21 protein-coding genes and 4 pseudogenes are annotated in these 26,867 nt (G+C 68.6%); 12 read left to right on the top strand and 13 right to left on the bottom strand.

Going from position 1 to position 26,867, the window contains the following annotated elements:
* Window positions 1-2: 2 nt before the first annotated feature.
* From fabZ to G9272_RS28900, 12 genes are all read right to left on the bottom strand, one after another.
* Entirely contained in the window at window positions 3-530 is a 528-nt protein-coding gene (fabZ, locus tag G9272_RS28955) for a 3-hydroxyacyl-ACP dehydratase FabZ (RefSeq protein ID WP_171399244.1), read from the bottom strand.
* A 2-nt stretch (window positions 531-532) separates the two neighbouring features.
* Window positions 533-823, bottom strand: coding sequence for an acyl carrier protein (locus tag G9272_RS28950; RefSeq protein WP_171399243.1), 291 nt, complete (start codon window positions 821-823; stop codon window positions 533-535).
* Between the two features lie 54 nt (window positions 824-877).
* Entirely contained in the window at window positions 878-1,630 is a 753-nt protein-coding gene (fabG, locus tag G9272_RS28945) for a 3-oxoacyl-ACP reductase FabG (RefSeq protein WP_171399242.1), read from the bottom strand.
* Window positions 1,627-2,655 (bottom strand): 2,3-diaminopropionate biosynthesis protein SbnB, encoded by a 1,029-nt coding sequence (gene sbnB, locus G9272_RS28940; RefSeq protein ID WP_171399241.1) that lies wholly within the window; start codon window positions 2,653-2,655, stop codon window positions 1,627-1,629. Before sbnB ends, fabG begins: the two co-directional genes overlap by 4 nt.
* Complete coding sequence (sbnA, locus tag G9272_RS28935) at window positions 2,652-3,728, bottom strand: 2,3-diaminopropionate biosynthesis protein SbnA (protein WP_171399240.1); 1,077 nt, start codon at window positions 3,726-3,728, stop codon at window positions 2,652-2,654. Before sbnA ends, sbnB begins: the two co-directional genes overlap by 4 nt.
* Complete coding sequence (locus G9272_RS28930; protein ID WP_171399239.1) at window positions 3,725-6,052, bottom strand: lantibiotic dehydratase; 2,328 nt, start codon at window positions 6,050-6,052, stop codon at window positions 3,725-3,727. Before G9272_RS28930 ends, sbnA begins: the two co-directional genes overlap by 4 nt.
* On the bottom strand, window positions 6,049-7,239 hold the full coding sequence (locus G9272_RS28925) for a PLP-dependent aminotransferase family protein (RefSeq protein ID WP_171399238.1): 1,191 nt from the start codon (window positions 7,237-7,239) through the stop codon (window positions 6,049-6,051). Before G9272_RS28925 ends, G9272_RS28930 begins: the two co-directional genes overlap by 4 nt.
* 5 nt (window positions 7,240-7,244) lie before the next feature.
* Window positions 7,245-7,499, bottom strand: a complete 255-nt coding sequence (locus tag G9272_RS28920; protein WP_171399237.1) for an acyl carrier protein — start codon at window positions 7,497-7,499, stop codon at window positions 7,245-7,247.
* Window positions 7,480-9,009: a class I adenylate-forming enzyme family protein gene (locus G9272_RS28915; protein WP_171399236.1), complete on the bottom strand. Its 1,530-nt coding sequence runs from the start codon at window positions 9,007-9,009 to the stop codon at window positions 7,480-7,482. The genes G9272_RS28920 and G9272_RS28915 overlap by 20 nt, the downstream gene beginning before the upstream one ends.
* On the bottom strand, window positions 8,996-9,934 hold the full coding sequence (locus G9272_RS28910; protein ID WP_171399235.1) for an ACP S-malonyltransferase: 939 nt from the start codon (window positions 9,932-9,934) through the stop codon (window positions 8,996-8,998). The genes G9272_RS28915 and G9272_RS28910 overlap by 14 nt, the downstream gene beginning before the upstream one ends.
* 199 nt (window positions 9,935-10,133) lie before the next feature.
* Entirely contained in the window at window positions 10,134-10,928 is a 795-nt protein-coding gene (locus G9272_RS28905) for an ABC transporter permease (RefSeq protein ID WP_057603207.1), read from the bottom strand.
* On the bottom strand, window positions 10,925-11,884 hold the full coding sequence (locus G9272_RS28900) for an ABC transporter ATP-binding protein (protein WP_171399234.1): 960 nt from the start codon (window positions 11,882-11,884) through the stop codon (window positions 10,925-10,927). Before G9272_RS28900 ends, G9272_RS28905 begins: the two co-directional genes overlap by 4 nt.
* Before the next feature lie 353 nt (window positions 11,885-12,237).
* Here G9272_RS28900 and G9272_RS28895 point away from each other — a divergent pair, with 353 nt between their 5' ends.
* Entirely contained in the window at window positions 12,238-12,819 is a 582-nt protein-coding gene (locus tag G9272_RS28895; RefSeq protein WP_171399233.1) for a Uma2 family endonuclease, read from the top strand.
* Between the two features lie 639 nt (window positions 12,820-13,458).
* Here G9272_RS28895 and G9272_RS46440 read toward each other — a convergent pair.
* Window positions 13,459-14,088 (bottom strand): amino acid--tRNA ligase-related protein, encoded by a 630-nt coding sequence (locus G9272_RS46440; protein WP_437184314.1) that lies wholly within the window; start codon window positions 14,086-14,088, stop codon window positions 13,459-13,461.
* 11 nt (window positions 14,089-14,099) lie between these two features.
* Between G9272_RS46440 and G9272_RS46435 the strand changes: the two genes are divergently transcribed.
* The 11 genes and pseudogenes from G9272_RS46435 to G9272_RS28840 all read left to right on the top strand — a co-directional run bounded on the left by G9272_RS46435 (window position 14,100) and on the right by G9272_RS28840 (window position 26,867).
* Complete coding sequence (locus tag G9272_RS46435; protein WP_437184313.1) at window positions 14,100-14,408, top strand: hypothetical protein; 309 nt, start codon at window positions 14,100-14,102, stop codon at window positions 14,406-14,408.
* 403 nt (window positions 14,409-14,811) lie between these two features.
* Complete coding sequence (locus G9272_RS28885; protein ID WP_171399232.1) at window positions 14,812-15,465, top strand: hypothetical protein; 654 nt, start codon at window positions 14,812-14,814, stop codon at window positions 15,463-15,465.
* Window positions 15,462-16,133: a restriction endonuclease subunit S gene (locus G9272_RS28880; protein WP_171399231.1), complete on the top strand. Its 672-nt coding sequence runs from the start codon at window positions 15,462-15,464 to the stop codon at window positions 16,131-16,133. The genes G9272_RS28885 and G9272_RS28880 overlap by 4 nt, the downstream gene beginning before the upstream one ends.
* A gap of 73 nt (window positions 16,134-16,206) precedes the next feature.
* Window positions 16,207-18,660: a type I restriction-modification system subunit M gene (locus G9272_RS28875; RefSeq protein WP_171399230.1), complete on the top strand. Its 2,454-nt coding sequence runs from the start codon at window positions 16,207-16,209 to the stop codon at window positions 18,658-18,660.
* Between the two features lie 109 nt (window positions 18,661-18,769).
* Entirely contained in the window at window positions 18,770-19,843 is a 1,074-nt protein-coding gene (locus G9272_RS28870) for a restriction endonuclease subunit S (protein ID WP_171399229.1), read from the top strand.
* 134 nt (window positions 19,844-19,977) lie between these two features.
* A complete protein-coding gene (locus G9272_RS28865; protein WP_171399228.1) occupies window positions 19,978-23,334 on the top strand; it encodes a type I restriction endonuclease subunit R in 3,357 nt (1,118 codons plus the stop codon).
* Window positions 23,327-24,037, top strand: coding sequence for a M48 family metallopeptidase (locus G9272_RS28860; RefSeq protein ID WP_171399227.1), 711 nt, complete (start codon window positions 23,327-23,329; stop codon window positions 24,035-24,037). Before G9272_RS28865 ends, G9272_RS28860 begins: the two co-directional genes overlap by 8 nt.
* 99 nt (window positions 24,038-24,136) lie before the next feature.
* A pseudogene (locus G9272_RS28855) lies at window positions 24,137-24,551 on the top strand (hypothetical protein); the annotation flags it as partial.
* Between the two features lie 81 nt (window positions 24,552-24,632).
* Window positions 24,633-25,541 (top strand): annotated as a pseudogene (locus G9272_RS28850) (phosphotransferase family protein).
* A 1-nt stretch (window position 25,542) separates the two neighbouring features.
* Window positions 25,543-26,235, top strand: a pseudogene (locus G9272_RS28845) (class I SAM-dependent methyltransferase).
* A gap of 34 nt (window positions 26,236-26,269) precedes the next feature.
* A pseudogene (locus G9272_RS28840) lies at window positions 26,270-26,867 on the top strand (hypothetical protein).

The following is a 26,867-nucleotide window of genomic DNA, read 5'->3' as shown; positions in this document are numbered from 1 at the left end:
CGTCAGGCCTTGCGGCCGGTGGTGACGATCAGGGAGCCGGCGGCGGCCAGTTCCGAGCCGACGCTCGCCCGCACCGACACCTGCCGGAGGCCGCCCAGCCGCTGGCCGAGCTTGGCGTCCAGGGTCAGCTGGTCGCCGGGGACGACGAGCCGGGAGAACTTCATCGAGCTGATGGACCCGAGGTAGCCGACGCTCGCGGAGGGGTCGCCGCCGCCCTCGGGCGCACCGGTGGCCTCTGCCGCCGCGGCTGTTTCGATGATCTCGGCGACGTACACGACGGCCACGAGCTGGGCCATCGCCTCGACGATCATCACGCCCGGCATGATCGAGTGGTCGGGGTAGTGCCCGGCGAAGAAGGGCTCGTTCACCGACACGCTCTTCACGCCGCGGCCCGAGACGCCGGGGACGACGTCGTAGGCACGGTCGATCATCAGCATCGGCCAGCGGTGCGGCAGCATCCGCTTGATGTCGTCGGAGGAGTAACTGTGCTTCTGCTTCGGCCTGGCGGGGGCCTCGGAGGCGATCGTCATGCTCAGACCTCGCGGGCTTCGATGAAGTCGACCAGGGCGTTGATGGAGCCGAAGGCCTCGAAGTCGTCGTCGCTGATCAGCACGTCGTACTCGTTGTTGACCATGACGACGATCTCCAGGGTGTCCAGCGAGTCCATCTCCAGACCGCGGCCGAACAGCGGCTGGTTGTCGGAGACGACGGCCGGCTCGACGTCCAGGCCGAGGCGGTCGATGATCATCGACTTGACCTTCATGTTCTTCTCCAGGCGGGCCTCGGCCTGGGTACGGATGTCCTCGAAGGTGGCGACGGACACGGTGCGTTCCTTTCACAGAGGGATAAATGCTGTGCAACTGCTGGGATTTGATGGCTAGTTGGGGATCATTCCGCCGTCGACGGTGAGCACCTTGCCGGTGATGTAGGAGGCGGCGGGGGCGGCCAGGAAGGCGGCCGCCTGGGCCACCTCGGCCGCGGTGCCCATGCGGCCCATCGGGATGACCTGGAGGGCCTCCTTCATATGGGCGGGCGGCACCTTCTTGACCATGTCGGTGTCGATGAACCCGGGCGCGACGACGTTGACCCGGATGCCGCGCGGGGCGACCTCGTACGACAGCGTCTTGGCCATGGCGATCACCCCGCCCTTGCTGGCGGCGTAGTTGGCCTGCCCGGCCCGGCCGGCGATGCCGCTGGTGGAGGCGATGAAGACGATGGCGCCGCCGCTCGCGTACATCTGCTTGGTCGCCTCGCGAGCGGTGTAGAAGGTGCCGGTCAGATTGGTGCCGATGACCTCCTGCCACTTGGCGGAGCTCATGGCGGCCAGGTGACCGTCGGCGGTGACACCCGAGTTGAGGACGGCGACGTCGAGACGCCCCCAGGCCGCCTTCAGCTGCTTGTACATCGCCGCGACCTGGGCCTCGTCGGAAACGTCCGCCCGGACCGGCAGGGCCTCCCGGCCGAGTTCGCGGATCCGCTCGGCGACCTCCTCGGCCTTCCCCGCGTTGGAGCGGTAGTTGAGGGCCACGTCGCAGCCGTGCTCGGCCAGGGTCAGCGCGATCGCCGCGCCGATGCCGCGCGAGGCGCCGGTGACGAGGGCCTTGGTGCCCTCGGCGAAGAAGGTGCTCATGCGGCCCTCCCCGCCATCGCCGCGGTGACCCGGTGGCTGCCCGGGTCGAACCCCGCGACCTCGGTGCCGAGGCCGGCCGCGGTGGCGGCCTTGAGGACGGCCTGGGCGACCGCGAGGTCGAGGATGCCGAGCCCGAAGGGCGAGAAGACGATCGTGCCTTCCGTGGCCGGCGGCTCGGAGCAGCCCAGCACGCCGGCGATCTCGGCGTGCACGAACTCCCGGTGCCCGACCTCCTGTTCGGCCTGGTGCAGGGAGGTCCGCTCACGGACGGCGTGCTCGATGTCGTCGACCACGTTGTACGCGCCGAGCACCGAGGCCGTGCTCAGGTCGCGCAGCGACAGGTGCAGGATCACCTGGCGGGACGGGCGGCCCGGGTGGGCGGCCAGGTCGAGCCAGTACGTCGAGTCGGTGGTCGCGATGCTCACCGTCTCGGCGCCGAGCGCCGCGGCGACGTCACCGGTGCGGAAGGTGATCCCCGGGTACTCGCACTCCAGTTCGGCTGCGAACACCTCGGCACGGCCCGGGACCACGTCCTGGAGCACCACGGTCTCGAGCTCGGGGTGGGTCAGGGTGAGGAAGGCGAGGACCCGCTGGTTGATCGTGCCGCAGCCGATGAGACCGGCCGTGCGCACCGGGCGGGAGCCGTGCAGCGCGCCGCTGGCGAGGGCGGCGCTCGCCGCGGTCCGGGAGGACGAGATCTGGCTGCCCTCCAGCAGGGCCTGCGGATAGCCGGTGTCGAGGTCGTTGAGCACCTGGACGGAGGAGGCCCGCTGGAGGCCCTGCTCGACGTTGGCCGGGAAGGACGAGATCCACTTCAGGCCCATCACGGGCTCCGGGCCGCCCAGGTAGGCGGGCAGGGAGATGATGCGCGAGCCGGCGGGCCGCGGCGGGCGCAGGAAGCTGGAGAACGGCACCTGCGAGTGGCCCTGGCCGTGCAGCACGTAGGCGCTGCGGACCGCGTCGAGGACGGCGGGTCCGAGGCCTTTCAGGGCCACTTCGACGTCGTCGCGACCGAGGATCCTCATGACTGACTCCTTTCGTGATCGGTGGTGTCGGGAACGGGGTTGCTGTCGGTGAGCGGGAATTCCTTGAAGCGGTCCTCGACCCAGGAGTCGGAGTAGACGGTGTCGAGGTAGCGGTCGCCGCCGTCGGGAAGGACGGCGACGCAGGTCGCGCCCGGTTCGATCCAGGACGCGGCGGCCTGGAGCGCGGCCACGACGGCGCCCGAGGAGCCGCCGGCCAGGACGGACTCCTGGGCGAGCAGCTGCCGGCAGCCGCGTACGCAGTCGAAGTCGGTGACCTTGACGATCCGGTCCGCGAGGCCCGGCCGCAGCAGCGGGGGCACGACCGCCGCCCCGTGACCGGGGATCGTGCGCCGGTGGGTGAGCTCCCACGGCTCCGGCGGTCCGAAGATCACGCTGCCGACCGCGTCCACCGCCACCACGTTCGTGGCCAGGCCGTGGTCGCGGATGTACTCGGCGCAGCCGCGCAGCGTCCCGGTCGTGCCGGCCGCGAGGAACAGGTGGTCCGGGCCGCCCGGGAGAGCCTCGTGGATCTCCCGCATGGTGTGGTGGTGGGCCCGGGAGTTGTGCTCGTTGGCGTACTGGTTGGGCCAGTACGCGTCCGGGACGCTCGCCAGGAGCGACCGCACCCGCTCGATCCGGGCCGGCAGGTACTCGCCGGTGGCCGGGTCGCGGTCGACGACCTCGACCTTGGCGCCGTACGCCCGCATGATGGCGGCGTTCTGCGTGGTGGTGCGCGGGTCGATCACACAGATCAGGTTCAGCCGGTAGAAGTTGCACAGCTGGGCGAGGGCGATGCCCAGGTTGCCGGAGGAGGACTCCACGACCGTGGAGACGCCGGGGACGAGCTTCCCCGCCTTGATGGCGTGCTCGATCATCGACTTGGCGGCGCGGTCCTTGATGGAGCCGCCCGGGTTGAAGCGCTCGCACTTGGCGTACACCTGGAACCGCGCGGGCGGGAACAGGCGGTCGAGGGCGACCAGCGGGGTGCCGCCGATCGTCGCGACGATGTCGGGGTCCCGGGAGCGGGTGGCACGGACCGCGAGGGCAGCGCCGTCGGAGGCGAGGACGGTCATTCCGGCACCTTTCTGCTGATCTGGAGCCGCAGTTCGCTGACGAAGCGCTCGCCGTCGGCGTCCGGCAGCCAGGAGTCCTCCGGAGCCGGCAGCGGCTCGCTGAGGGTGATGACGGCGTCGGGATCGAGCCGGCGCGCGGCCCGGACGAGGTTGGCGAAGGACAGCACCAGCGTCGGACTGGTGAAGTCGACGAGGGACGGCTTGGTCTCCTCGGGGAACTTGACGAAGAGCAGGTCGGGCAGGGCGTGTTCGGCCACCCACCGGCGGACGGCGAGATAGTCGCGCTCCCGCTCGGCCTTGTCGGGCAGTTCCGTCCCGGCGGCCGGCAGCCGCCAGGTCTCCCGGAACAGGACCAGGTCGTCGAGGGTCACGCGCGGGGCGTGCGGCCGGTCCAGGCCGATCTTGAAGGCGTCCGCGGCGATGATGGCGACGGGCACCGCGAGCAGCTCGGCGATGCTCCAGACGCCCCCGTCGGGGGTGGTCGCGGTGACCGTGCCTTCGGTCTCCGTCAGGCCGACGGACACCGCCGGGTCGACGCGGGCGCGGTCGTCGTACGGGGCCCGGGTGAAGCCGATCAGCCGGTCGCCGGCGCCGATCGGGGCGGGCACCATGCGGCCGCTGTTGCGCTTCCACTCGACCGGCAGCAGCGGCACCAGCCGCCGGGCGCCGATCGCCGTGTTCACCTTGTCCCGCAGCGATCCGGCGTCGGTGGTCCAGTCGAGGAACGGCAGGTCCAACGTGGCCAGGCAGGCGTGCAGTTCACCGAGGACGGTGGTGTAGTCGCCGGCGTTGAAGGCGTCGACGGACGGGGCCACCACCTGGAGGTCGGGGCTGTGCACGGCGAGATGGGGTGAGCGCACCGGGCCGGTCGCGAAGACCTCGCGGGCCCGCTCCTCGATGTCGGACACCGCCAGGCGTACCGGGTCCCGCTGTTCCTCGGCGAGGTTCAGCACCTCGCGCCACTTCTCGGCGAGTTCACGGGTCGCGGTCTCCACCGGGGTGGCGTTGTCGCCCCAGAACAGCCCGAGCACCTGCGTCCACACGTCGGCGAGGGTGACGTCCCCGCGGCGGCGGGCCGCGGCCTTCCGTACGAACCCGGCGACCTCCGCCTCGACGAGTTCGGCGAGACGGTTGCCGAACCAGTCCGCTGCGTCCGCGACCAGGGCCAGCGGACGGGCGATCCCGTCCAGGAAGTCCCGCCCCAGGTCCATCCGGCAGTCCCGGAGGGAGTCCTGGTAGCAGAGCGTGCGGCCGGCGTACGCCTTGCCCTCCTCGCGGGAGGCCGACTGTCCCGTCGTCCGGACGAAGAAGTCGTCGAGCCGGTCGAGCGCCGCGACGAGCTCCTCGGCGCTCGACGCCCGGTCGATGTCGTCGCGCAGCCGGTCGACTCCGGTGAGGACCGCGTCGAAGCGGACGAACAGCTCCGGGTCGCCGATGCCGGCCACCCGCCGGCGCAGCACCTCCTCGGCACGGACGTCGACGGGGATGTTGGCGTCCCAGGTCAGCACCCGCTGCCGCAGCAGCCGGGTCAGGACCTTCTCCACCCGCTCGCGCGCCGTCGCCGGATCCCAGCCGGTCGCCTCGGCGATGGCCTCGCCGCCGCGGTCGCCGTCCACCAGGCGCAGCACCCGGACGTCGTCCTCGCGCAGCCGTACCGTACGGCCGCCCTGCATGACGAGCCGGTCGCCGTCGAGGTGCACGTCGGGCCGCAGCATCGGCGGGAACCACCAGCGGGCGCCCGGCTGCCCGGCCATCCAGTCGGCCAGCGCAGCCACCGTCCAGCGTTCGAGGAAGGTACGGCTCCGGGAGGTGAGCGACGGGCCGAGATCGAGATCGACGGCGCGCTGCCCCTGTCCGACGGAGATCCACGCCCCCGGGCCGAAGAAGCCGATGGTGTCGGCCTTGGCGCAGTACCGCAGCCAGTACATGGCCAGGGTGCGTTCACGCTGCCGGCGCTTGGACTCCTTGCCCTTCCGCGCGGCGAGGGAGTCGAGGATCTGGTAGACGGTGCGGTTCTGCCAGGCGATGGCGGTGCGCACCTTGTCGTCGGTGGCCAGCCGGGCCAGCCGCCCGGCCTCGGCGTCGGTGTCGGCGCGGTAGGCGGCGCTGAAGGCCTCCTGGCCGTCCGTCCCGCCGCCGGTCTCCAGCAGCTCCGCCGCCCGGGCGGCGCTCGGTCCGCCGAGCAGGCCGAGGCCGGAGACCGGGAAGCCCGCGCTGCGGAGCAGTCCGACGCCCCACACCTGCCACGCGCTGTCGCCCAGCCGGTACGACGGTCCGAAGGCCGTCCAGTCGAGCGTGCGGGTCGCCTCGAGCGTGCCGGTCATGCCGCCACCCCTTCCGCCGCCCGTTGACCGAGCGCGGCCGCCAGCCGGGAGATCCCCTCGGCGATCCGCTTCTTCGGCACGTGGCTGAAGCACAGCCGGAGCGCGTCGGCGTTCTCCCCGCCGATGCCGAAGTGGGAGCCGGGCACGAAGGAGACCCCGTGCTCGGCCGCCGCGTCGGCGAAGGTGTTCGTGTCGACGCCGTCGCGGTGCCGCAGCCAGATGTAGAAGCCGCCGTCCGGCCGCTGCCACGACCAGGGCCCGTCGGCGCCGAGTTCGGCGTCCAGCGCGTCGGCCATCAGCGCCGACCGCTCCCGGTAACTCGCCCGGTAGGCGTCGATCAGATCCGTCCAGCCGGACCGCGTGTGGAACGCGGCGAGCGTGGCCTGGGCGAGCGCCGACGGGGACAGCGCCATGATCTCGGTCGTACGGCGCAGGGTGCTCGCCAGTTCCGCCGGCGCCGCGATCCAGCCGGAGCGCAGCCCCGGCGCGAACACCTTGGAGAAGGTGCCGAGATAGATCACCCGGTCGGGATCGAGGCCCTGGAGGGTGTCGGTGGTCCGCCCGTCGAAGCCGAGCAGGCCGTAGGGGTTGTCCTCGACGACCAGCAGGTCCAGCTCCCGGGCCACGGTGAGCAGTTCCCCCCGGCGCGCGACGGAGAGGGTCGCGCCGGTCGGGTTCTGGAAGGTCGGGTTGCAGTACAGAAGGCGGGTGGTGCGGCCGTCGGCACGCAGTCGCCGCACCGTCTCGCGCAGTCCCTCGGGGTCGAGTCCTTCGGCGTCCTCGGGCACGGCGTGCGGGTGCAGTCCTGCGGTGCGGAAGGCGGCCGCGGCGCCCGGGTAGGCGGGGGTCTGGCACAGGACCGTCTCACCCGGGGCGGCGAGGCCCAGGGCCACCGCCATCAGCCCCATCTGGGAGCCGCCGGTCGGGACCAGGTTCTCGGCCGTGGTGCGCCCGCCCTCACGGGCCATCAGGTCGGTGATCGCCGGCACCAGGGCCCCCGCGACATGCGGGGTCGTGTACTGGAGGGCGAGCTTCCCGCCGAGCCGCAGGAGCCGGGAGAGCTGGGCGGAGATGACGTCCAGCGGCAGGACGTCCAGGTCGGGCAGACCCCCGGCGAAGGAGATCAGGTCGCCGCCCCGCTCGAACAGTCGCGGCATCTCCACCGCGGGTCGTGTGTCGGTCCACATGGCGGTCAGCTCCCGGCTCTGGCCGGCAGTGCGGCCGCCAACTGGTCCTGCACGGAAGCCAGCAGGCCGGCCGAGGAGGTGAGCGCCGGGTCGGCGAGCGCCTCGGGGTCGATCTCGATGCCGTACTGCTCCTCGACGGCCATCACCAGGGCGATGGTCTGGAGCGAGTCCACGCCGAGGTCCACGAGCGGGGTCTGCGGGTCGGTGACCGTGACGGCGCAGATCTCCTCGACGAGCTGGTCAAACTGCGACTGGTTCATGGGTGGTCCTCGTCTGTGTGGGCTGTCGTGTCGTCTGTCCGATGGGGCGGGGGTCGTCGGCGCGGACCAGCAGCTCGGCGGCCTTGCGGTCCGGTTTGCCGTTCGCGGTCAGCGGTACGGCGTCGATGGGGACGATCCGGTCGGGCAGCCGGGCCCGGTCGAGGCTCAGCCGCAGCCGGTCGCGGACCTCTTCGGGCGTGAGGGAGGTCTGCACGGCCAGTCGCAGGGGGGCGTCCTCGGTCTCGGGCCGGAGCGCCACCGCCGCGATCACGCCGGGGATCCGCTCGGCGGCGTCCTCGATCTCGGTCAGTCCGAGGCGGATCCCGCGCCGCTTGATCATGTCGTCGTCGCGGCCGACGAAGTAGAGCCGGCCGTCCTCGTCGAGGTAGCCCTGGTCGCCGGTGTGGAGTTCCAGCGAGCCGTCGGCCCGCCGGACGTATCGGTTCTGCGCCTCCAGCGGGACGCCCCAGTAGCCGGCCATCACGGTGGCGCCGTGGACGACGATCTCGCCGACCTCGCGGGGGCCGAGCTCCCGCTTGTCGCCGTCGACGATCCGGACCCGGTCGCCGGGGATGGGCGGGCCGACCGAGTCGGGGTGGGCGGCGTACTCGGCGGGGTCGAGGATCGAGATGCGCTTGCACTCGGTCATGCCGTACATCGAGGCGAACGCCGACCCCGGGAAGACCTCGAGGAGTTCGGCCATGACGGCCCGGCCCGGTCGGGCACCGGTGTTGGTGAACAGCCGCACCCCGGTGGGCCGCCGGAGCTTGCCCTGGAGCAGGGCCAGGATCTGGGCCAGCGAGGGCACGAGCGGGACGACGGTCACGCCGTGCTGCTCGATCGTCCCCAACAGGCCCCGGTCGCCGCCGCGTTCGGCGAGGACGAGGGTGCCGCCGGTACGGGCGCACAGCAGGGCCTGGTAGAGGCCGTAGTCGAAGGAGAGCGGGAGCCGGCACAGCACCACGTCGTCCGCGGTGTAGCCGAGACAGGCGCCCACGGCGTCGACGGCCGCGATCATCTGCCGGTGCGGGCAGACGACGCCCTTCGGGCGGCCGGTGGTGCCCGAGGTGTAGATCAGCATCGCCACGCCGTCGTCCGGCACCCGGGCGGCGAAGCCGTCGGCGGGGGCGTCCCGGATCTCCTGCCGGGCCTGCTCGACCGGGACGGTCCGGCCGGCCCGCTCCCCCGCGCCGGGCGAGCAGATCGCCAGGGCGGCCGAGCAGTCCTCGACGATGCCGCCGATCTGGAGGTCGGTCAGGTCGGGATGGACGGGGACGAAGACGCCGCCGATACGGAGGGTGGCGTGGAAGAGGGCGAGGAAGGTGCGGTCGTTGCCGCCGGCGTGGACGACCCGCTGCCCGGGGGCGATGCCCTGGGCCCGCAGCCAGCCGGCCGCGCGGTCGACGTCCGTGCCCAGCTCGGCGTAGGTGAGGCTGCCGTCGCCGTCGACGACCGCGGGGTGGTCGGGGCGCTCGGCGCGGGCGCGCTCGAAGAGGTCAGACACCAGCATGGGCGGGTTCCTCCTTACGGGTGCTCTCGCCGATGCGCACGAGGGCCTTGCCGATGTCGCGGGCCGTGTTGACCGGGAGGACGTCGAGTTCGGGGTGGCGGCGCTTGAGGATGTTGGCGAGGGTGCGGGCGGGCGGCAGGGACACCGTCAGCCCGGGTTCCAGGCGGGCGAGGGTGTGCAGGCACAGGTCCCAGCGCACCGGCCGGACCACCTGGTCGACGAGCCGCCGGCGGACCGTCCCGGGGTCCGCGACCACCTCGCCGTCGGCGTTGGAGAGCAGGGACCCGCGGGGGGCCGCGAAGTCGGTCGCGGCGGCCGCGGCGGCGAAGGCCTGCCGCGCGGACTCCATGTACGGGGTGTGGAAGGCGCCCGCGACCCGCAGGGGTTTGACGGTCGACCCGTGCGGGGGCGCCGCCGCCAGACGCTGGAGGTCCTCGGCGAGCCCGGCGGCCACGATCTGGCCGGGACCGTTGAACGTGGCCGCGTACAGGCCGAGTTCGGCGATCCGCTCCAGCACCCTGGCCTCGTCGCCGCCGACCACGGCCGCCATCGAGGTGGGTGCCTCGGCGCAGGCCGCGGCCATCGCCCGACCACGGACCGCGGCCAGCCGTACCGCGTCGACGGGCGTGAGGACTCCGGCGTAGGCGGCGGCGGTGAGCTCGCCGACCGAGTGCCCGGCCGCGACCGCGGTGCCCGCCGCCGCCAGCGCCTCGTGGGCCAGCAGGCCCTGGGCGACCAGCAGCGGCTGGGTGTTCTCGGTGCGGGCGATCTCCGCGGCCGAGGCCCGGGTGCCCAAGTGGACGAGGTCGCAGTCCGCGGCCTCGGACCAGGCCCGTACGCGCTCGGCGTGCACCGGGTCACGCAGCCAGCCGGCCATCATGCCAGGGGTCTGGGAGCCCTGACCCGGCGCCATGATTGCGAACATGTGTTCTATCCCCCTTTCGTGTTGAGCCCGTCGCACGGCGCTCGGGCCGGCGGGCGGTGGGATGCGGATGGGATGCCGATGGGATTCGGATGGATTCGGTGAGGTGGGGCGAGTCGGGGTGAGGCGCAGTGCGCTACTGACCGCCCGGTGCTACTGACCGCCCGGTGCTGCTGGCGGCCGGTGCTACTGGCGCCCGGTGCTACTGGCGCCCGGTGCTCTTCGCGAACCGGCGGACGGCCATGAAACCGAACCCGGCGAACCAGGCGACGATGTTGAAGACGGCGCCCGCCAGGCTGGAGTGCTCGCCGCTGAAGCTGTAGCCGTCGGTGAGGGCGTAGCGGGCGAGGGTGGAGACGCCGTACATCGGCGTGTACCGCGAGATCTCGAGCATGGTGCCGCTGAGCGGGATGAACAGGTTGCCGAGGAAGGCCAGCGCGGTCATCGTCAGCCCCGGCATGTGCATCACGACGTCGGGCTTGAGGGCCAGGCCCAGCGAAATGCCGAGCGCGGCGAAGACCGCGGCCCCGAGCCAGGCGACGACCAGGGACGTCACCCACACCTCGGCATCGGCGTGCGCGCCGGTGACGAAGCCCAGCACTCCGACGATGGCCACCGGCACGGCGGCCATCACCACCGAGCACAGGACCTTGACGAGCAGGTATCCGGGCGGGGCGAGCGGGCTCAGCGCGATCGTGCGCATCCAGCCCGCCGACTTCTCGACCGAGATGGTGGCCGCGGAACTGGTGGCGGCCATCGCGGCCCCGTACACGGCGAGGCCGATCATCATCCAGGCGGCGAAGTTGCCGTGCGGCAGCGTGCCGTGGGCCGGCGCGGTACGGAACAGGGCGAGATAGAGGACGGCCGGCAGGAGCAGGGTGAAGATCGTGGTCTGACGGTTGAAGCGACGGGCCAGCTCGTAGCGGACGAAGGTGGGGTTGACTCCGCTGAACGACGAGGCGCGGGGGCGGGCGGGCGGCGCGGTCAAGGTGGTCATCGCGGGCCCTCCTGGCCGGTGCGGCCGGCGTGCGTGATGGCCATGAAGGCCTCTTCGAGGCTTCGGGGCGCGACTTCGATCTCGGTGGCGGAGGTCCGGGTGACGAGCAGCCGCAGCAGGGCGTCGGAGTCGGTGGAGTCGAAGTAGTGGCGCTCACCGCGGACCGCGACCGACCGGACGGACGGCGAGCCGGCCACCGAGGCGGCGTCCTGCGGGCTGATCAGCGCGGAGACGGTACGGCCGCTGATCCGGGCGCGGATCGAGGAGGCGGACCCGTCGGCGACGACCCGCCCCTGGTCGACCATCACCACCCGGTCGGCGAACTGGTCGGCCTCCTCCATGTAGTGCGTGGCGAACAGGACCGTCATGCCGCGCCGGGCGTCCTCGCGGACGGTCGCCCAGAACTCGCGGCGGGCCGCCACGTCCATCCCGGCGGTCGGCTCGTCCAGCACCAGGAACTCCGGGTCCGACAGCAGCGCGATCGCGAACCGCAGCCGCTGCTGCTCACCACCGGAGCACTCGGAGACCCGGCGGTCCCGCAGCCTGGTGACGCCGGCCCTGCTCATCACCGTCTCCGGGTCGGCGCCGGGGTGCAGCGAGCCGAGCATCCGTACGGTGGCCTCGACGGTCAGGTCGGGCAGCAGTCCGCCGCTCTGGAGGACCGCGGCCACGCGGCCGGCGCGCACCGCCTGCTGCGCCGCCTCGCCGAACAGCTCCACCTGCCCCGAGTCGGGCCGGGTGAGGCCCAGGAGCATGTCGATCGTGGTCGTCTTGCCCGCGCCGTTCGGTCCGAGAAACGCCACGACCTCGCCGCGCCGAATCCGCAGGTCCAGCCCGTCGACAGCGGTGAACTCCTCGCCCTTGGCGTTGGCGAACCGCTTCACGACCGCGCTGAGCACGGCGGCATCCGGTGACGTCACCTCCCCCGACGCCGGGCGGAGTTGGGTTTCGGTCATCTTCAGGTCCTCACGATCCGGTGGGGGGTGGCTTGACGAGAAACACTCTTGCGCGCCCCGCTATCCGCCCGAACCGAACCGGCTATCCCTGCCCTATCGAGCCCCGGACCGACGTGCCGAGGGGGCCGACAGAGCCCGCCGGCGAGTGGACGACGCCCGCCCGTACGGAAGCTCCGGCACCGGCTTGGACTGGGGACTCGACCGGACCATGCCCTGGGAACATCTGGCCGACAAAGCCCCGCGAGTGGTCTCTGCCGGCACCGACCTGAACCCGGAAGGGTGGCCGGATGCCGTTGCACGAGATCAGCCCGGACGGCACCCCTCGCGACGGCCGCGATCGCTAGGGTTGACGCATGACCGCACTGCCCGACTGGATGCGCCCGCCGCGCGAGGAAGGCTGGCTCGCGGAGGACCTGGACCGCCTCCCCGAGGCACCCCGCCACACCGAGCTCATCGACGGAGCCCTCGTCTTCGTGATGTCGCCCCAGCGCTGGTGGCATGGCCACCTCGTCACCATGCTCACCGTCGCTCTTATGGAGCAGGCGCCCGCCGATGTCAGGGTCGGCCGCGAGATGACCATAAAGCTGGACGCACGAAACCGGCCCGAACCGGATCTGCTGTTGACGACGGCCGACTACGACGCAGACCGCACCTGGTTCGCACCGGACGAGGTACGGCTCGTCATCGAGGTCGTCTCCCCCGAATCCGCCCACCGCGATCGCACCGTGAAGCTCCGCAAGTACGCGGAGGCCGGCATCCCGCACTACTGGTGCATCGAGGACGAGGACGGCGCCCCCGTGGTCCACGTCTACGAACTCGACGAACCGACCGGCGCCTACGCACCCGCCGGTATCTTCCGGGGCGTCCTGGAGCGCCCCGTGCCCTTCGAGATCAGCCTCGACCTCGACAAGCTCACTCCGCCCCGGCGTGGCTGAAAAGCCGGCACCGACGCAGTACGGGTATGCAGGAGGGGTCGGACTCCATGGAGCCCGACCCCTCCTCGCCTGGACGCGTGAATACGCCGACCGGCCGAACGGCGACAGACAGGCACGGTCGGAGCCGAAATCCCCTGGTCAGATACGGTGACAGGATGACCGAGAGCCTGTCTGCCGACGTAGCCGACATGCTTACGGCAGTCCTGAACACGGACAATCCGGTTCACGCCGCGCTCCGAAGGCAGGTTCCGCACCTCAGCGTGCGAGCTCGCTGCACATGCGGGTGCGGGTGCGGTACCGCCTACTTCGAACTCGACACCAACGAGGTCGAACCCGCGCCCACCGGCCCCGGCACTGTCGTGGCGGCCGAAGCGCAGCTCGTCACCGAGGCCGGTGAGTGCCCGGGCGAGTCCTGGCCTTCACGCAGGGCGGCTACCTGTCGTGGTTGGAAGTCTGTTCATGGAGCGACGAAATAGAGGTGACACTGGCCACCGCGCGTCACTGGCTCCAGCCACGCTCTTGGTCCCGGACGGCTCCGACCGACATCACGAGTACGAGCATCAGTGGCTCGACGGCTCGACCGCGCCAAGTGGCCCACGACCGCTCGATGCGTTCCAGTGCCAAGTCACCCCGACCACGCTACTTCGCCCCGGTCGCCCTGACGGATCGAGGGAGAGTGACCATTGCCCGAACCCCGCACGGGAAACACCAAAGGGTCGACTCCCGGAGAAGCCGACCCCATGTGACCTGCATGTTCGCCAGGCCGCCAACGTGGTGTTCATTCCATCCGCTCAGACGTTGAAGCGGAATGCCTGAGAGCTGATCCTGACCGGCGGCCCCCCCCCCCCCCCCCCCCCCAGGGCTCTGACCTGGGGTTTCCTCGTTGGCATGCGTTGGCTCCCGACGGCTGCTTACGGGTGTCCTGCGGACTGGCTGAGTACCTCGAGGCAGAGAAATCCATGGCACGTCCGCGGAGCCTGCAACGAGACTGCGCAGGTGAGCGACTCCTACCCCTGCCCGTGCTGCGGGCACCGCGCGCCGGACGCGATGCCCGGCTCGTACGAGATCTGCCCTGCTAGCGGACTCCGTCGCATGTCGCGAGGTGAACGACGGCTCCGCACGGAACAGCGGCCCGATCTCGAAGACCAGGTCCACCCCGGCGGCGATCGCCATCTCCGCGGAGAACTGCGGCGATTGAGCCAGATACGCTGCCCGACCGTAGCAGCTGAGCTCGAACACCTTGGCCCCGGACTCTGAGGCCGTGCCCATCAGCTCGGCGTGTGTATCTCGGTACACTCGGCGGCGCACGCGTATTCGCGCTTGCCCTGCTCCAACGTGGTCTGCACCGCGAACAGCAGCTAAGCCGCCGGCCTGCGCTGCATGGCAAGGAACCGCCAGCCCAGCCGGTTCTCGATATCCGCGTGCTCGTCGATCGGCAGGGGCGCCTCGGCCCGGTTCGCGACCCCGACCGGCTCTGGAACGATCTCCAGACCTCCGAGCGTGACCGCCGGATTCTCTACAAGTCGGCTGATCCGCACCGCGGACTCGCCGCGATCAAAGCGGTCTCACCGAGGCGTTGTCGCGGGTGAGCGACCAGTACACGGCTCGAAGGTGGATCACCGCAGCCCCCTAAGGGCGTCGCCATGATCCCTTGGGGCGCGGGCGATAAGGGAACGCGCGGTGCCACCACACCTTTGCCGCCGCGCGACCCGCCGTGGGGTTATCTGTACTGCGCGAGGCGAATGCTGTCGTGTATCTGAATACCCGACTAGGTCCTGTCATGTACTCGAGCGTGGTACGGTTGCCTTCGGTGGGTGAGGGCGGAGTGGCGCCCGAGCCTCCTGTCGCAGGAGGGCAGAGCTATGCCCCGGGGCGCTTGCTAGCAGAGGCACGCACCGGGGCTTACGTCAGCCACCATAACGTCCTGTTTGCTGCTGTGCAATGCCGGCCCATCGGGGGGATCCGTCAATGACCTGCGCTACCTCTGACGAAATGCATCTGATTAAGACGCTTGACGCTGAGCGGTACGCCCCTGCAGGGGCGCTGTGCTCGTCCGAGTGTCGGCATGCGCTGGTCTGGTTCGACTGGGAGACGCAGATGTCGAAGGCGCTGTACGAGATTCTGCGGCACCTGGAGAATGCGCTGCGACGGGCGATGGCGGGACGCCTGACCGCTCATTATGGTCGAGAGGACTGGTGGCGGGCCCCTCGGCTGCGGCTCACGTACGGGACCCGGCAGAAGATTGAGCAGGCCGAGGATCGGATGCTCGATGCCGGGGTGCCCTGGACGGCGGCCGGGGTGCAGCGGGAACTGACCCTTGGCTTCTGGGTCGCACTGCTCGGCCGTGGTCGGGACTACGAGACGCAGTTGTGGCGTCCGATGGCCTCGGGCTTCCCCGGTTACAGGGGCAGGCGGCAGCCCTTGCACGAGCGTCTCAACTACCTTCGGGAGCTGCGGAACAAGGTGGCGCATCAGGAGCCCGTTTCCGGGCGGCACCTGGCCGCGGACCGGGCTTCGGTGATCACCGCGCTCGGGTATGTGTCGGAGTCCGCGGCGAGATGGGTGGCGCTGACGGATGCGGCCATTCCCGAGTTGCTGACGGGGATGCCCGGGCGCTGCCCGCGGATCGGCGGTGGTCCGGCATGAGGGCGGACTACCGGCTGGGTGATCTGTGCCAGATCACTGCCAGCCCGTCGAGCGATCTGTTCGTCGACCTAGCTGAAGGTGTGGAGGGGACCCCTGTACTGTCGCCCGCCGATATAACGGTAGGGCAGCAGGTGGACGCTTCGCGCGTTCGGTCGTTGCCGCGCATAGAGGAGGGACTGTCGCGGTACCAGCTGCTTCCGGGCGATCTGGTGGTGGTGCGCCAGGGGGCGGTGGGCCGGGTCGCTCTGGCAGGTGAACCGGAGCGCGGTTGGATCTACCACTCCTCGTGCATGAGGTTGCGGCCCGATGCACATGCCGTTTACCCCGCGTACTTGGCGGCCTATCTTGCCCACCCGCCGGTAGTGGATCAGATGCTTGCCCGCACCCACCAGGGCACGGTGGCTACGATCACGGTCGATGTGCTCGCGGACCTCCCCGTGGCCCTTCCCGCACCTGAGGAACAGCGCCTCATCGCCCAGGCGCTCGGGGAGGTGGACGTGCAGTTGAGGATCCAGCGTCAACTGCTGAACCGACTCGAGGCGCTGAGGCCTGCTCTGCTCGGCCAGATGTTGGGCGGTGAAGTTCCGGGCGAGCGTGCGATAAGCCTGGCAGACACCGTTGCTGGGCGCAGGCCGGGCAGAACGCGACGAACAAGTCGAATGTCGTAGGTCGCCCCTACCCTGGGGCGGCGGCGTACGTGCGACGTACACCCTATGGATCACCACATGAGGAGAGGCGCGAGTGGCCCAGCTGACTTTGCCGCAGCTTGAACGGCATCTGTATGCCGCGGCGGACATCCTGCGCGGCAAGATGGACGCCGCCCAGTACCAGGACTACATCTTCGGGCTGCTGTTCCTTAAGCGTGCCTCCGACCAGTTTGATGTGGCACGCACCAAGGCCATTGAAAAGTTCCGCGCAGCCGGCATGGACGAGCAGCGCGCGAAGCAGCTGGCCGAGACCCGCAACGCGTACGCGTCACACGAGTTCTTCGTCCCGGACGCCGCCCGCTGGTCGACGGTCATGCGTGACTCGCGCAAGGATCCGGCCGAGGCCCTGAACGTCGCGCTCGCGCAGCTGGAAAGCCACAATCACCAGGCTCTCGATGGCGTGTTGGAGTACATCGACTTCAAGCGACCCGCCAGCGGCAACACCAAGCTGAGCAAGCCCGTACTCCAGGCACTGATCGACCACTTCAACCAGTACCGGCTCAGCAACGACGACTTCGAGTTCCCCGACCTGCTCGGGCACGCGTACGAGTACATCATCGGCGAGTTCGCCGACGAGGGCGGCAAGAAGGGCGGCCAGTTCTACACCCCGCGCTCCGTGATCCGCATGATGGCCCGCCTGGTCAAGCCCCAGGAGGGGCACTCGGTGTACGACCCGTGCTGCGGATCCGGGGGCATGTTGATCCTCAGCAAGGAGTATGTACAAGAACACGGAGGCGATGCCGCCCACCTCTCGGTCTACGGGCAGGAGGACAACGGCAGCGCCTGGGCCATGGCCCGCATGAACCTGCTGCTACACGGCGTGGCTGACGGCGTGATCCACCACGGCGACACCCTCGCCAAGCCGCTGCATACGCAGGACGGCGAACTCCAGCGCTTCGACCGGATCCTCACCAACCCACCCTTCGCGCAGAACTACCGCAAGGAAGGGATGGAGTACCCCGAGCGCATGACGTACGGCTGGTGCCCGGAGTCCGGCAAGAAGGCCGACCTCATGTTCATTCAGCACTGCCTCGCTGTGCTGGAGCCGGACGGCATCGCGGCTTCTGTCATGCCTCACGGCGTGTTGTTCCGCGGTGGAGTGGAGAAGGACATCCGCCAGCGGATGATTGAGGAAGGTCGGCTGGAAGCTGTCATCGGCATTGGCCCCAACGTCTTCTACGGCACCGGTATCCCGGCCTGCATCCTCATCCTGCGCGGTCGCGACGGAGCCCCCGCCGGGCGCCGCGACGGAGTCCTGTTCGTCAACGCCGACCGCGAGATCACCGCAGGCCGCACACAGAATCTCCTGGAAGCCCAGCATGCGGAAAAGATCGTCTCCGCGTACAAGGGCTGGAAGCAGATCGACGGCTTCGCCCGCGTCGTCCCCTACCAGGAACTCGCGGACAACGATTACAACCTCAACATCCGCCGCTACGTCGACAACACTCCTGCCCCCGAACCGCAGGACGTACGCGCCCACCTCCACGGCGGCATCCCGAAGGCAGAAGTCACCGCACGGGAAACCCAGTTTGACGCGTTCGGTATCGATGCCGGAAAGCAGCTATTCCAAGAGCGGGATGAGGAGTATTACAACTTCCTCGATGAGGGCTACGAGGCGACAATCGCCCGCATCCCTGACCTCACAGCAGGTCGGGAAACCGATCTCGCGGAAGCGTTCAACAGGTGGTGGGAGGCACACCGAGGCCGGTTGGACGAGCTCCCTGAACACCAGCAGTTGTGGTCCACGCGCCAGGAACTCCTCACCACGTTCACCGAGGCCTTGGAACCGGTGAAGCTGCTGGACCACTACCAGCTGGCGGGCACCATCGCTGCCTGGTGGTTCGACACCCGCAACGACCTGCGCAGCCTGGCACTCACCGGCTTCAAGGGAGTAGTGGACCGCTGGGTCGCCAGCATCGACTCCGCCTTCGCCGAACCGCCGACCGATGCGGATGCCAGGACGAAGGCACGGGTACGGGCGGCCCAGCGCAAGGCTCGCGAGCACCGCCTTGTACCCGAACTCATCCCCGCCTACGTCGAGCGACTGGAGACAGCCGAAGCTCTCGCCGCGGAACTGGACGCCAAAGTCAAGGCAGGCTCCCCGCCCAAAAAGACCAAGGACGAGGACGACGAAGAGGAGCTAGACCTCTCGATCGTCCTGCCGCTCAAGGAGCTGCGGGCTCTCAAGAAACGGCAGACAGAAGCGAAGAGGGACCTGGCCGAACTGAAGGCTGCATTCGTCGCGGAGTTGAAAGAGGCGGCGGCCAAGCTGACCGATGCACAGGCACAGACCATCGTGCTCGGCTTCCTGAAGGCAGACCTGCGAGCGCGGATGGACCGCTTCGTCGCGTCCGACCGGCGCGGCCTGACCGCGGCGTTCCGGAACTGGGGCGACAAGTACGCGGTGACGCTTGAGGACCTGGAGCGGGAGCGGGAAGCGTCTGCCAAGCGGCTGCGGGGGTACCTGGAGGAGCTGGGGTATGCGTGAGGGTTGGAAGAAGGTTCCGCTCGGAGACGTAACTCGAGAGGAGGGGCTCCGTGTCGGTCGTCTCGCAGACGAGGCAGTGGTCCTCTCGTCAACTAAGCACCATGGCCTAGTGCGTTCCGACGAGTACTTTAAGAACCGCCAAATCTACAGTGATGACATTTCGGGCTACAAGTTGGTGCGTCGTGGATGGTTTGCGTACGCGACAAATCACTTGACCGAGGGATCGATTGGGCTTCAGGATCTAGTTGAGACGGCGTGCGTTAGCCCGATCTATACGGTCTTCTCTTGTTCCCCGGAAGTCGATGAGAACTTTCTCTTTCGGGTTCTCAAGAGCGATGAGTTGATCATCCAGTACGGAGTGCACGACCAGGCCTCAGTCGATCGTCGCGGCGCGGTTCGATACGGCGATTTCAAGAAGATCGAGGTCTTGCTCCCACCGCTGAAGAAGCAGCAGCAGATCGCTGAGATCCTTGACGAGGTCGACCGTCAGATCTCTATCGCACAGACGGAGCTGCGTAAACTGGTCAAGGTTTTCCGTGGAACGCTGGGGTGGGCCATGGAAAGGGTTAGCGGCGACCCTCGGACTGTGTGGACAGCCGTGGAAGAGGCCGGCGAGGTCACATTGGGTCGGCAACGCTCACCGGAACATTCCGAGGGCGATTTCATGCGACCCTATCTTAGAGTGGCCAACGTGCTCGATGGATATATCGACTATTCCGATGTTTTGAGCATGAACTTCACTCCAGCGGAGCAGGAGAAGTATGAACTTCGCGCGGGTGACATCCTTTTGAATGAGGGGCAGAGCCTGGAGCTAGTCGGGAGGTCTGCGCTTTACGATGGGCCTCCTGGGATGTACTTCCAGAAGACTCTAATTCGATTCCGTACGGCCAAAGTGATGCCGCGCTATGCGCAGGCGGTCTTCAAATACTGGCTCAATACAGGTGTGTTCGCTGACGCTTCTAAGCAGGCTACAAATATGGCGCACCTCAGCGCAGAGCGCTTCGAAGCCATGCGATTTCCTCTAGCTGTGCCGGAAATCCAAGAGGAGGTGATTCGCTCAGTAGAGCGGGTTGGCGAGGTAAGGGGGCACGTCACAAGCGAGGTGGCAAAGCTGAAGGTATTTAGACGGGCCCTGATGGCTGACCTGTTTGGCGGTGGAGTGAGTGCAGGCCGGAGTGCGTAGCCGACACCCTGTCGACCCTCCATTGGTGGCGCGAAGATGCACACGCATTTGTCGTGCCTAATCGGCGGCCGTGTCGTGTAGTTGGGGTGGGCGGAAAGGCGCCCCGAGTTCTTTCATGTCAAGGAGTGCTCAGTATGTCCGAATCCGGCCCCGAATACCGCTACGTCGAGAAGCCTCTGATCGACCAGCTCACGCACCCCAATATGGGCTGGCGTCATGTTCGGGGTGCGGCGGACGCAGAGTTGCAGTTGGAGGGGGAGCCTGTCGTTCGTAGGCGGACCTTCGACAACGCGGTGCTGGAGGAGATTCTTCGGCGCCGCTTGCGCAAGGTGAACCGGCGGCCGGATGGGACCCCGTGGGTGGACGACATGCGGGCCGCTCACGCTATCTCCGCGCTGACTCGGGGTGCGGCCAGCGCCGGCGGCGGTCTCGTGGCGGCCAACGAAGCCGCAACGCATGCCCTGTTGAACGGCGTCGACGTGCCCGGGTTCGCGGACTGGGACGGCGGCCGACGCCAGACCGTCAGGTTCATCGACTGGGAGAGGCCGGAGAACAACGACTTCCTTGCGGTCTCCCAGTTCCGCATGACCATTCCCGGCAGCCAGGGCGAGGTGATGATCGCCGACTTGGTGTTGTTCGTGAACGGCATCCCACTGGTAGTAATCGAGTGCAAGAAGCTCGCCGCCGTCGGCGGTGAGATAAAGCGAGCCGTCCAGCAGCTGCGCCGCTACGCGAATCAGACGAGCAACGGCGTTGCGCCGCGAGGCAGTGAACTGCTCTTCCGGACGGTCCAGTTGACGGTGGCCAGCACGGGGGATAAGGCGCTGCTGGGCACCTTCACCGCTCGTTTGCAGGACTATGTAGTGTGGCGTGACCCGTACCCCCTTGAGGTGGACGAGATCACCTCCCGCAGCTATAACCCGGACGACGTCCTCTTCGATGCACAGAAGGTTCTCGCGGCCGGTGTCCTGCATCCCGTTCGCCTCCTCGACATTGTAAAGAACTTCGTCGTCTTCCAGGACGTGGAGATCGCAGAGGGGCGTACCGCCCGGGTGAAGATCGCTCCCCGCTATCAGCAGTACCGGGCTGTCCATAAGGCGGTTGCCCGGCTGGTGCGTGGTGAGACGAAGGCCGCACACGGCCGGGAGGACAAGCGCGGCGGCATCGTCTGGCACACCCAGGGCTCGGGTAAGTCCCTGACAATGGTGTTCCTGGTGCGCAAGCTACGTTCGACCCCGGGCCTGGAACACTTCAAGGTGGTCGTGGTCACCGACCGCAAGCAGCTGCAGGAGCAGCTCGCGGAGACTGCGGCTCTCACGGGGGAGAAGCCCGACGTCGTCACGCGCGCCTCCGATGTACCGACGGTGCTCGGGCGGCATGGGGCTGGGCTGGTCTTCGTGATGATCCAGAAGCAACTCGACACCGACAAGGCCCGCCAGAAGAAGACCGACTCTCTTGCTCATGACCGAATGCCGGGCTGGGGCCTCGTCAACAGCGACGAGGGCATCCTCATCCTGGTCGACGAGGCGCACCGCTCGCACGGTTCAGGGCTGCATCAAAACCTCATGGAGTCACTGCCCAACTCGGCCCGCATCGGCTTCACCGGCACACCAATCATCATGAACCGCAAGAAGCTGACCAGCACAACTTTTGGCGAGTTCATCGACAAGTACCGCATCGAGGACGCCGAGAACGACGGGGCGATCGTCCCGATCTTCTACGAAGGACACATCGCCAAAGGTGCGGTGACCGAAGCTGAGAGTCTGGACGAGAAGCTTGAGGACGAGTTCCCCGAGCTGACTGACGAGCAGTACGACGAACTCCAGCAGAGGTACGCGACGTCGGCAGCGGTTCTCAGCGCGCACGACATGATTCAGCGTAAGGCCAGGCACATGCTCCGGCATTACGTCGTGGGTGCTATGAAGGAGGGTTTCAAGGCCCAGGTGGTTGCCTACTCCCGGGGGATCGCGGTGCGCTACCGCGAGGCGCTACTCAACGCCAGAACAGAGCTGGTCGCCGAAGTCGAGAAGACCTCTCCACAGGTCCTGGACAGGTGGCTGCAGAAACCGGAGGAAGACCGGACCGCACGCCAGCGGCTCTTGGTCGCGGCCCACGCGCAGCTGGCCCTGCTCAAGGCCATCGACTTCGTGCCCGTCATCTCCGCAGACGCAGAGGTGGATGACAAGTCCTGGCGCGCGTGGACCGACGAGAGCGCACAGAAGAAGGCCATCAAGTCTTTCCGCAGCCCGTTTCCCAGGCCGTCGGATCTGACGCCGACCTCCCGGCCCGTGGCGTTTCTGATCGTACGGACCATGCTGCTCACCGGGTTCGACGCGCCACGCGAGCAGGTCATGTATCTGGACCGCAGGATGCGGGAGGCAGAACTGCTGCAGGCGGTGGCCCGGGTGAACCGGACGGCCGAGGCCAAGACAGCCGGATACATCGTGGACTACGCCGGCGTATCCAAGGCACTCCTTGAGGCGATGGCCGCCTACGCAGCCGACGAGCAGGAGGGCATGCCCAGGATCGACTTCAAGGAGGAGGAGAACAAGCTGGAACGACAGTGTGCTGCGCTGCGCCACCACTTCCAGCTGACCAACGACCTTGTCGACCCGGACGACACGGCTGCCGTGCATGGCCTCGTCAGCTCGCTGGACGACGAGCCGCGGCGCATCGAATACCGTCGTCTGCTCAGGGAGTTTCTCGCCACCCTGAACCTGATCATGCCGCGCGACGCCGCCCGTCCTTACCAGCCTGCTGCCCGCCTGTTCCTCTTCGTTGCGAAGCTCGCCAAGCAGCGTTTCGGTGAGGACACGGACGCCTTCGACCCCGCCGCGTACGGACACAAGGTCGCCGAGCTGATCGATGAACACGTCAAGGCCCTCGGCGTAGAACGCATGATAGAGCCGACCCGTCTCACCTCCGACGACTTCCGTACGAAGGTGGAACAGCTGCCCGGCGCCCGGGCCAAGGCGTCGATGATGAAGCACGCCATCCGCAACCACATCGAGCTGCACTTCGGGGAAAACCCCGTCGCCTTCAAGAAGTTGCGCGAACGGCTGGAGAACATCCTCAAGAAGTATGCGACCGACTGGGACGAGCAGCTGAAGGCATTCGATGCGCTTGCCCAGGAGATGACCGGCGCATCGGAAGGCGCGAATTCCGACCTGCCCGACGACGTCCGTAACCTCACCCGCCTGGAGCAGGCCCTCTACCAGCAACTGACCACGGTCATCACCGACGGGGTCATCGGCGATGGGTTGCGAGCCGACTTCGTGTCACTCGCCCACCAAACCGTGGAACTCGCCCTACGCCACAGCGTGAAGCACGCCTTCTGGACCAACCCCGCAGCCCAGCACGACTTTCAGCGGGAGATCTGGATGCTGCTCGTCCTGAACAACCACACCGGACCTGAGGCTGACAACCTAGCCAGCGCCCTGCGCGACATCGTGGACCACAACCAGAAGGACCTGAATCGCCCCCATGCATGAAGCCCCGGCTGAGCCGCTGAACATCGGCGGCTTGGCCATCGATGTGGTGTCCGTACCCGGACGACAAAGCGTCAGGGTCACGGTGGAACGCGACGCCACCGTCGTCGCGGCCGTTCCGCCGGACACAGACCGAACCGCCCTGGAGAAACTGCTGCGTTCCCGCTTGACCTGGCTCTACACCAAAGTCGAAGAGCGGCGACACGAGGCTGCCGAACGCCCCGACCGACGCTTCCTCGATGGTGAAGGATTCTATTATCTGGGCAGAAGCTACCGCCTCAAGACGGTCACGGAAGCCTCCCGCCCTGTCGCGCTGGTGGAGGGCAGGCTGAGGCTGCGTGAAGACCGACTTGCCTGTGCGGCAGATGAGTTGATCACCTGGTACGCAGAGCGCGGTCAGCGTTGGCTACCGGCACGGGTGAAGCCATGGGCCGAGCGGATGAAGGCGCCCATGACAGATCTAGTCGTGCGTACCCTCGGCTACCGGTGGGGATCCTGCTCGACCAGCGGTGCTATCAACATCCACTGGGCGGTGATGCAAGTCCCCGCATCCCTGATCGACTACGTACTTGTCCACGAGCTGGCCCACCTGCACCACGCCAATCACTCCCCCGAGTTCTGGCTGACCGTCAGCCGGGTGCTGCCCGACTTCGAGGCCCGGCGCCAGAAGCTGGACGAATGGGGAGCAAGCATCTGGCTCCCTTGATGAGGCGACGCCAACCTGTGCCTGGTGCCCGGGGATTGAGTCTGCTCTTGAGTTCGCAAATCTTTGTGGCAGTCTGTCCACGAACGGCGGGCCAGCCCGCACCTGGCCGGCCTCGGCCTGCCGCAGATCACCGCCAACCACCTGCGGATGCTCCGCGAGGCTCATGGCGCTCAACAAGGTCGAGCTCGACGGGCACATCTCCAACGTCGGCCCGTGCTGGTTCTTCCCCGCCGCCACCTCCGTCGTCTTCAACCTGGACGACGAGACGGGCGGGATGCTCGACGAGGTCTACCACGGCGGCTGGTTCAACGAGCACCGCCGGATCGAGTCCATCAAGGCCCACGCCGCGCTGGGCGGTCGGCTCGTGCACGGCTGCCAGTCCGTGCCGGATCAGTCCGGCGGCGTGGTCGCGCCCTACGGTGCCTCGATGGCGAACTTTCGCGACGACCTCGCCGCGTTCAAGGCGGGCTGGATCGAGCAGGTCTACGCCCACCGCGTGAACCCCGCCGCGTAACCCACCACCCGATCAGGCTCCGGGGCGGGCCAGCATCCCTCGCCCGCCCCGGACGCCACCACCCCTCCCCGGAGCACCCACGTGACCACGAACCCCAGCGCCGAACTCCTCGACAACCTGCTCACCGTGGCCGGCCAGACCACCGCCGTACGGGAGGAGGTACGCGTGTGGTCCATGTCCGGCGTCGAGCGCGTGACTTTCCCGACGGCTCCACGGCCATCTTCAAGTACGCCAAGACGCCCTTCGACAGCGAGGACCAGCCTCCGCCTGGCCCGCACCCTCGGTGTACCCGTCCCCCAGGTCCACGCCTCCGCCGTCCTGGACGGCTGGCTCGGCATGCTCATGGAGGACCTCGGACCGTCCGTCCGCGAGGCCGACGACCTCGACGGCCTCGCCGCGGCCGTGATCCTGCACGGAACCCGTACGGCACCGCCCTTGCCCGTCCTCGACCAGGACCGGCTGCGGACACTGCCGGCCAGGGCGCTGGAGCACCTCGAACGGCTGCGCAAGGCCGACCGGTGGCAGGACGCCGACGACATCGAGGACGCGCTCGACCGAATCGCCCAGGCCGCCGAGGCCCGCTCGGCCGGAGCGACGCTGGAACCGTTCGGCTGGGTGCACTCCGAGTTCCACCCAACCAGCCTCCACATCGGTGAGCGCGGCTGGCGGCTGCTCGACTTCGCCCGCGCCTTCACCGGCCCTGGCCTGCTCGACCTCGCCAACTGGCACGGCACCATCGAGCCCCCGCACCCCGTGCGCCTGCGCGTCTTCCTGGAGCAGTACGTCACCGCCAGCGGCACCGCCGACGCCCTCGCCTCACGTGGCGGGCTCACCGCCGAGAACTGGGCCCTGGGCTGGCACCGCATGTGGGCTGTCGAGTGGTTCATGGAGCAGTCCATTCGCTGGATCGACGACCCAGCCACCGACCCCGCCTACCTCAAGGCCGTCCGCCGCCACCTCACCGACGTCCTCCACCTCCTGGAGATCTGACGTGCTCGCCCAGGCATCCCCCATGTCACGCCCACGCCTCCCAACGCACCGCAGCCGGACTCGCCGAATCCCTCGCCGTACCCGCCCGGATGGAATGGACCACGAGACCCGGCCAAGGACCCGGCGCCGAGATCTTCGGCCCCGACCTGTCCGGCAAGCGACTCCTGGAACTCGGCTGCGGCCCCGGCCACAACGCCGCCCACCTCGCCACCCGCCACGGCGCACACGTCACCGGCGCCGACCTGGTCGGCTCCAGGTCCGCCGCGCACGCTCCCACTACGGCCGGCTGAACAACCTCACCTTCGTCGCCGGCCACGCCCTGCACTACCTGCACGCGTCCGACGAGCAGTTCGACGCGATCTACTCCGTCTTCGGAGCCACCGGTCTCGTCGCCCCCGAGCTCCTGCTCCCGGCCGTCGCCCAACGCCTCACGCCCGGGCGAGTGCTGGCCTTCTCTGTCCCCCACCCGCAGCGCGGCGGTCGAAGCCCCTCCGGCGACGACCGGCCCCGCCGCGACTTCGTCACCCTGACCGACCGCACTCGGCTCCCCATCGCCCGATGGGAGTTCGATACCGACCGTTGGGAGAGGCACCTCAGCCGGGCGGGCTTCTGGCTCACTTCGGCCCAGGAGTTCAACGACCCCCGCATGGGCCACTGGCCCACCACCTTACTGATCCGCGCCCGCAAGCTCTGACCAGCCATTCGCCCCGGCTCCCCCGGAGAAACCGATGCGCCCGCCCTACCTGCTCCTCGACATCGACGGCGTCCTCATACCCTTCCCCATGCGGACGGCTCGACCCCGGCCACCCACGCCCGCCACGACGTCGTCCCCACCGGCCGGAGCACCGACAAGCCGGTCACCGTCTGGCTCGACCCTGCCCACGGCCCCATGCTCATGGACGTGATCCGCACCGGCCTGGTCACCCCGGTCTGGTGCACCAGCTGGCGCCTGGACGCCCTCACCCTCATCGGCCCGCTCCTCGGCCTTCCAACCCTGTCGTACGTCGATCTCCCGCGTCCGCAGATCACCACCAGCCACCCCAACGGCTACCTGTGGAAGCGCGACCATGTCGACTCCTGGCTTGACGACGCCCCAGCCGTCTAGATTGACGATGACTTCACCACCGTCGACCACACCTGGGCAGTGGAGCGTACCGCTCAAGGACACGCAACCCTCCTCTTGCAACGGACCCTCACCTCGGTTTGCAGCCCGAGCACCTCTCGGAGGTCCGGAGATGGGCGGCGCAGTTGCTCGTAGCTGCGCCCCGAACCCGAGCCGCCTGCGCAACCGAACAACCATGCGAGGGTGATCGTCGCGATAGGTGA

This window comes from Streptomyces asoensis (genome assembly GCF_013085465.1).
GTDB classification, from domain to species: Bacteria; Actinomycetota; Actinomycetes; order Streptomycetales; family Streptomycetaceae; genus Streptomyces; species Streptomyces cacaoi_A.
The sequence above is the reverse complement of the archived record's forward strand: the minus strand, read 5'-3'. Positions and strand labels throughout refer to the sequence as shown.